Origin of the sequence: Mesorhizobium sp. M1A.F.Ca.ET.072.01.1.1 (genome assembly GCF_004023325.1) — a bacterium.
Classification (GTDB): Bacteria; Pseudomonadota; Alphaproteobacteria; order Rhizobiales; family Rhizobiaceae; genus Mesorhizobium.
Genome location: NZ_RZSF01000376.1, coordinates 1 through 5936 on the forward strand (window position 1 = coordinate 1; position 5936 = coordinate 5936).

The window sequence follows — 5936 nt, forward strand, 5'->3', positions numbered from 1 at the left end:
GCCTATTTCATCTGGGCGACGAGCTTCAAGCACAAGTGGCTGCTGCTTCTCCTGCTCATCGTGCCGTTCTGGATCAGCTTCACCATCCGCACCTTTTCCTGGATCAACATTCTCGCTGCCTTAAGCTGTTTCAGATACAAGACTGTCTCTCTCGGCAGCGGCTTCCCGCGTTCCAGATGCGCCTGATATCGATCCGGCCCGGCGTTGTAGGCTGCGAACAGCCCAGGAAAGCCGAAGCGATCATACATGGCGCGCAGATAGGCTGTGCCGGCCAGAATATTGTCGCGCGGATCGTGCGGATCGGCTCCGAGATCATGCTCGACGTGCAGTTCCTCATAGGTGTCGGGCATCACCTGCATCAGCCCAATCGCACCGGCTCGTGAAGTGATCGGCCGACCGTTGAGCATGGTCTGCCCCCGGCTTTCAGCATCCATGACGGCATAAATCCAGGACTGTGGAACATTGAAGCGCTGGCTTGCCTCGGCAACGAACTCTTGCCATCTTGCCAGCTGCGGACTTTGGGAGATGACGGCCGGCTGTGCGCCGGTCGCGGCGGAACAGGCGCATGGTGCAATCGACACCATGCCCAAAATCAGGAGGGTCACTCGGTCCATAGCGGCACGAGCCTCCCAACGATATTGGCGGCCGGCACCGGCCCGAAATACCGGCTGTCGAAAGAGCCGGAAGCCTCGCTATTGATCAGGAAAACTTCGTCGCCGGTGAGTGCCCGGCATTCGTTCCACCAAGGCAAGGTTCGGCCTTGCGTGTCGACCGGAACGCGGCGTGCCACGATCTCGCCGCCGATGATGATGGTGTCATTGAAGGCGCAGACATGCTCGTGCTGCAGTGCGGCGATACGCTTCACCAGCGGCACGTTGCGAGGCAGATAGCCGCGTTGGTCGGCGAGGTAAGCGGCCATTTTGGGCAAGCGGACAAGCACGAAATCGCCGGCGCGAGCGGCACCAAGGGCAAGGCCATAGAGCCCGATTGGCGCGCTGGCTGAGGCATTCCAGACCAGTACGGGCGTCGGCCTGACGAAAGCGGTGAAGCCGATCAGGCCAAGGCCGATGCTTGCCGCGGCAAGCGTCTTGCGCGCGCGAACGCGCCGCAAACGGCTGCCGATCAGATGAAGAGAAGGCCGCGCGATCATGGCCGGCCTCCGCGATTGTCATCGGCATCGGAGCCCTTCGGCTGGCCTTTCGACCAATCGTCGAGCTCGTCTATGTGGTAGCGGACGAAGCGGCCGTGCTTGCGGAATTTTGGGCCGTGGCCCTTGAGCCGCATCTTTTCCAAGGTGCGTTGCGACAGCCCGATATAGAAGGCGGCCTGCGCTGTGTTGAGGAAGGGACTGCCCTTCTTGGCGCGGGCGGCGCGTTCGTTTTCGTCGTCCATGATGATCCTCGTTTCGTCGGCTGAAGACGGGGGAGAGGATCGGCAAGGAAAAGCGCTTGCGGGACGGGCGAAGAGTCAACGGCGAGTTTTCGCCGCCCCTGCGGGCTGGCTCAGTTCGGCTGAAAGAGCCCCCGCGCCGGTGGCGCGGGGGCCTGCTGCATCAGTCGGCCGGGTTCCAGATGATGGCGAAGGTGTCGTCGTCATCCTGGCCGGCGGCGCGGCCGAGATTGGCGTAGAGTTTTCTCGGGCCGAACTCCGGTGCTGCGATCGACAGGCTCACATAGTCCTTGCCGGATGCCTCGCCGATCCTGATCCAGCCGGCACCGACCTCGACGCCTTGGGTCAGCACCCTAAAGTCGGGATGGGTGTCGACGCTCTTTGTCTGGTTGGGCACGATGGCGATCTCGGCGCGGACGCTGAGCGTCTTGAGCTGGCCCTTGTAGCTGCCATTGTCCTGCTTGGTAACGTATCCGATCGCGGTCATTTGAAAGTCTCCTTTTGCTTGTCGCCGGGGACCATTCCCCTGCGATGGCGGACCGTGATGGGCGCGTCTGGATCGGCTGAACCCGCAGGGCCGCAGCGGCAGCGCAGGACCCGAGCGGGCAGCTTTTTTGAAGCGAAGCGGGCGCGAGGAGCCGCCGCAGGCGGCGGGGAAAAAAGCTGCTGGCCGAGGGTTTCGGGCGGGCCGGATCCGCCCATAGGTCATCAAGCCAGCGGCAGGGGAATGGTCCTGGCGCGAGCATTGGAGATAGTCGCCAAGACGCGGTCGCGGTTGCCAGGCAGAAGTTGGCCGAGGACAGGTTTGCGGACGCTCCAGTGCCGTGCCAGCGCTATCGTGCCAGTCAGAAAGCGCTAGATTGCCACCACCGGGCCGGGTGTTTTCGAAATTGCGTCGGCCGGTGCGCGCGGCTGAAACCGGACCGGCGCTGCGCTCTACAGGAGACTTGTGCCGAGCGACAAATGCTGCCCGGTTGGCGCGAGCGGCGACGCCAGAAAACGTCGCCGCCGCCATGCGAGGATCATTCTGACACGAACAGCGTCTGGACCTTAGCCCACTGATCGGCGGTGCGGAACCCGCCACGGTTCGTGTAGCTCGACACCGGGAATGCCATCCAGCGCGGCAGCCAGCCGTCGACTTTTTGCCTGCCGTTCTCGCCGCAAAGGAAGTCGCGAATGATCTTCTTTTGCGTCTTCACCTTTTCCGAAGAATTGCTATCGGCGACGAGTCTGCCGCCGACGTCGGCGAGGATTTCGGTAGCGACTTGCCTGTCGCGCAACAGCTCGAAGAAGGCATCGTCGGCCTGCCAATGGCCGCGCATGTCGAGGCCAAGATGATTGCCGAGCGCTTCGACAATCGCGCTGCCGGTGCAAAGCGTCTCGGCCATGACAAGCGCCAGAACGCGCAGGACATCGTCGTTAGGGAGTGCCAGCAGACGGGCAAAGACGCTGGCCAGCGCGAAATCGTCGCCATTGCCACCGGTCACCGGACCATCCTCGTCGACAGAACCGAGCAGGGTCAGAACCTCCCGTTGCTTCTCGCTGAAGACGGCTTCGGCCTTGCAAGCGGCGATGCTGGCGGCCACCGTTTCGTTGGCCGCGCGCTGCGGCTCGGGACATACCGTCCACAGGCTGGAGCCGACAATCGCATGCGCCACCATCAGGCGCAGGGCTTCGCCCGGATGATCGAGCAGGGCGGAGCGCACGGCGGCGTGACGGTGCAGATCGACATAGTTCTGCATCGGCCCGCTCAACTCGGGACGCGACGGTTTGACACGCGGTTCGGCTTCCTCACCAAACTCACCTTGTGCGCGGACGCGGCGCGCTTGCTTGCGCGACAGGTAGCCCTCATGACATTCCACCTCGCCGCGCTGCGAGACGGTGATGATCACCTTGCCGCCCTTCTTCTTGGGCGTCTTTGCGTAGTCCCACGAATGGAAATACTGGCCGGGTTCGAGCGCGACCACCTCGATCCAACCGGCCTCCAGATAGGCCTCGCGCCTGGCGGCAATGCCCTCGTTCTGCTTTTGCCAGAACAGGTCGGCATCGGCGAAATAGCTGTCCTCGCCGAACAGGTCGGAGACGATCAGGCCGGGATAGTCCTCGATTGGAAACAGCGCCACCTTGGTCGAAATCGACTGGCCGCCGAACAGCCATTGCTTCAGTTGCCAACCGCGCGGGGCTCGGCTGTCGGGATCGCAAAAGAGCGCCAGCCAGTCCTTCTGCTGCGCCTTGGAAGCCATGGTGAGATGGCGCACCGTTTCGGTGTCGATCTCCTCGCGGCGATAGGCTTCGCGTATCTTCGGCAACAGATTGCCGAGCGCCAGAATGCGCTTCACCTGAGGCTCGGTGAGGCCGAAGGTGGCGGCAATGTCGGCGCTGCCCCTGCCCTCCTTGATCAGGCGCGTAAAGGTCTCCCACTGCGAGACTTCATCAGGGTCGAGGCGGGCGATGTTCTCGATGAGCGAAGCCTCCAGCGCATCGGCGTCGTCGCCTTCTTCCATGATTGCGCAGGGCAGCGGTTCGGCCTCGCCGCGCTCGTCGGCGACCGTTTTGGCTGCGAAATAGCGCCGCCGCCCGGCGACGATTTCGAAGCTGTCCGGCGTGCCATTGGGCCGGATCAGAAGCGGCACGAGCACGCCGCGCGCCCGGACCGACGGCAGGATGTCGGATATGTCTGGCGCGCGCTTTGAATGACGCATGTTGATGGCGGAAACGCTCAACTGGTCGATGGAGATATGGGCAAGCTGCATGGGTCTTTCTCCTTTGTCTGGGCTTTTAAAAGCCCCACCGCGAGGCCGCAGGCCGAGCGGCGGGATGTTTGCGCCTGGCGGCGCGGTCATTCCGCCCGGTCTGGCGGAAGCTCGGGAGTGGGGATTTCGAGAGCGGCGGCGGCCTGTCGCAAAAGCCGCTCGGCTTCGGTAATGTGGCCGGCAATCCGGGCGGCTTCGGCATAGACCGAGAGCGGAAACCGCGCACGAAAATAGAGATCGCGCTCGATGCCGAGGCCAAGCGGTCCCTTGACAGCTTGCAGTTCGGCGAGGCTGACGCTGCCGAGTTCCGGGAAGCCGAAGCCGAGATCGCAAAGCCCGAACAGCGTGTCGCCGTCGGCGTCGAGTTCGCTCAGAAGCCAAATCGCGGCGCCGACCGGATTGAACAGTTTGACGACCGGAACATGGTCGGTTTCGATTTCGGCGGCACCATTGGCGCGCAGGCGGGCGCGCAATTCGTCGGTGATCAGGATCATGGCAAAGCTTCCTTGTCAGAACAGGTCGAACTGGCTCAGAACAGGTCGAGCTGGTTTCGTTTGGCTTCATCGAAGAGGCCGAAATCGAGCATCTGCTCGCCTTCCGGCGCCGGCTCGCTCTGCAGCGCAACGGGATCGGGAGCGCTCATGCCGCGATCCCTTCCCGCATCTTGGTTTCGGCATCCGTCTGGAAGGCCAGCAGGAAATCGGCGGCTTTCGAGGCATGGCTTGCGGCGCGGAAGATGGCGCGGTTGTCCTCGCGCAAAACCGTCAGCCATGAGCCGATGTAGTCGGCATGACGCACGCTCGGCTCGATGCCGAGGCTCGAGCACGTAAAGGCAGCCGTGATCTCTGCCACCAGTTCCTCGCGCGCATAGGCCTTGGTGCCGAACGAGCCGGAGAGGTCACGCGCAAGCCGCGTTGGGTGCCCGGTCCAATGGCCAAGCTCGTGGAAGCAGGTTCGGTAATAGTTGATCTGCTCGAAGAAGGCCGGTTGCGGCGGCAGTTGAACAAAATCGGCAGACGGCATGTAAAAGGCGCGGTCGCCGCCGATGCGGATATCGGCACCGGTTTTGCGAACAAGCGCCTCGGCATGCGGGATGATGTGGCGTTCGGGCAGCGGCTCGGGCTGGCTGTAAAGCTCATCGGGAAGGCCTTCGCACTGCGCGACATTGAAGACGGTGAAGCGCTTGAGAAACGGCACTGCCTGCGGCTCGGTATCTTCCGCCTTGGCGCGTTCCTTCTCGTTTTTCGGGATGAAGCGATCGGCATGCACGATGGTCGTGCCGTGCTCGCCTTTGCGGACATTGCCGCCAAGGGAAAGCGCCTGCCGGAAGGTGAGCCAGTTCTGGCCGGCATAGCCGTGTTCGATGACCGCGCCCCACAGGATCAGGATGTTGATGCCGGAATAGCCGCGCCCCGTGGCGGCATTCTTCGGCAGGCCAAGGCTGGCCTTGGCGCTGCCCCAAGGCTTCACCCAAGGCACGCAACCGCGCTCCAGATCGGCGATGATGCGGTCTGTGATCTCGGAATAAAGGCTGCGCTTAAGCGGCTCGTTCCTCTTGCCCCCAACTTCTCCGCTAGCACTATGTTTGCCGGTCTTGCGCATGATTAAATCTCCGCTCGCCAATCTCGCCGCGCCCTTCCCCGCAAAGCGGGGTGGGCGGCGAAAAACGACCGGAAAGGCCCGCCGTCAGAGGTGGCCTGCATCCGAAGGACCGGAACGCAAGTGGAGGACCCGGAGCGCGAGCGAAGGGTTGCGGGCCGCCGCGGCGGGCCTAGAAGGGAGAGCCGCCCACAC

7 protein-coding genes are annotated in these 5936 nt (G+C 63.2%); all 7 read right to left on the reverse strand.

The annotated features are described in order from the left end of the window. Positions 1-2 precede the first annotated feature (2 nt). The gene (locus EOA32_RS32040; protein WP_128373864.1) at positions 3-614 is read right to left on the reverse strand and encodes a lytic transglycosylase domain-containing protein; all 612 of its coding nucleotides are present in this window, start codon (positions 612-614) and stop codon (positions 3-5) included. Beyond that, positions 602-1150, reverse strand: coding sequence for a S26 family signal peptidase (locus EOA32_RS32045; RefSeq protein WP_128373865.1), 549 nt, complete (start codon positions 1148-1150; stop codon positions 602-604). The genes EOA32_RS32040 and EOA32_RS32045 overlap by 13 nt, the downstream gene beginning before the upstream one ends. After that, positions 1147-1392, reverse strand: coding sequence for a helix-turn-helix domain-containing protein (locus tag EOA32_RS32050; RefSeq protein ID WP_071073348.1), 246 nt, complete (start codon positions 1390-1392; stop codon positions 1147-1149). Before EOA32_RS32050 ends, EOA32_RS32045 begins: the two co-directional genes overlap by 4 nt. 160 nt (positions 1393-1552) lie before the next feature. Further along, entirely contained in the window at positions 1553-1876 is a 324-nt protein-coding gene (locus tag EOA32_RS32055) for a DUF736 domain-containing protein (RefSeq protein WP_128373866.1), read from the reverse strand. Between the two features lie 535 nt (positions 1877-2411). Continuing rightward, on the reverse strand, positions 2412-4142 hold the full coding sequence (locus EOA32_RS32060) for a ParB/RepB/Spo0J family partition protein (protein ID WP_128373867.1): 1731 nt from the start codon (positions 4140-4142) through the stop codon (positions 2412-2414). Between the two features lie 86 nt (positions 4143-4228). Continuing rightward, a complete protein-coding gene (locus tag EOA32_RS32065; RefSeq protein ID WP_128373868.1) occupies positions 4229-4636 on the reverse strand; it encodes a DUF2958 domain-containing protein in 408 nt (135 codons plus the stop codon). 145 nt (positions 4637-4781) lie between these two features. Then, entirely contained in the window at positions 4782-5744 is a 963-nt protein-coding gene (locus EOA32_RS32070) for a zincin-like metallopeptidase domain-containing protein (RefSeq protein ID WP_128373869.1), read from the reverse strand. Positions 5745-5936 lie beyond the last annotated feature (192 nt).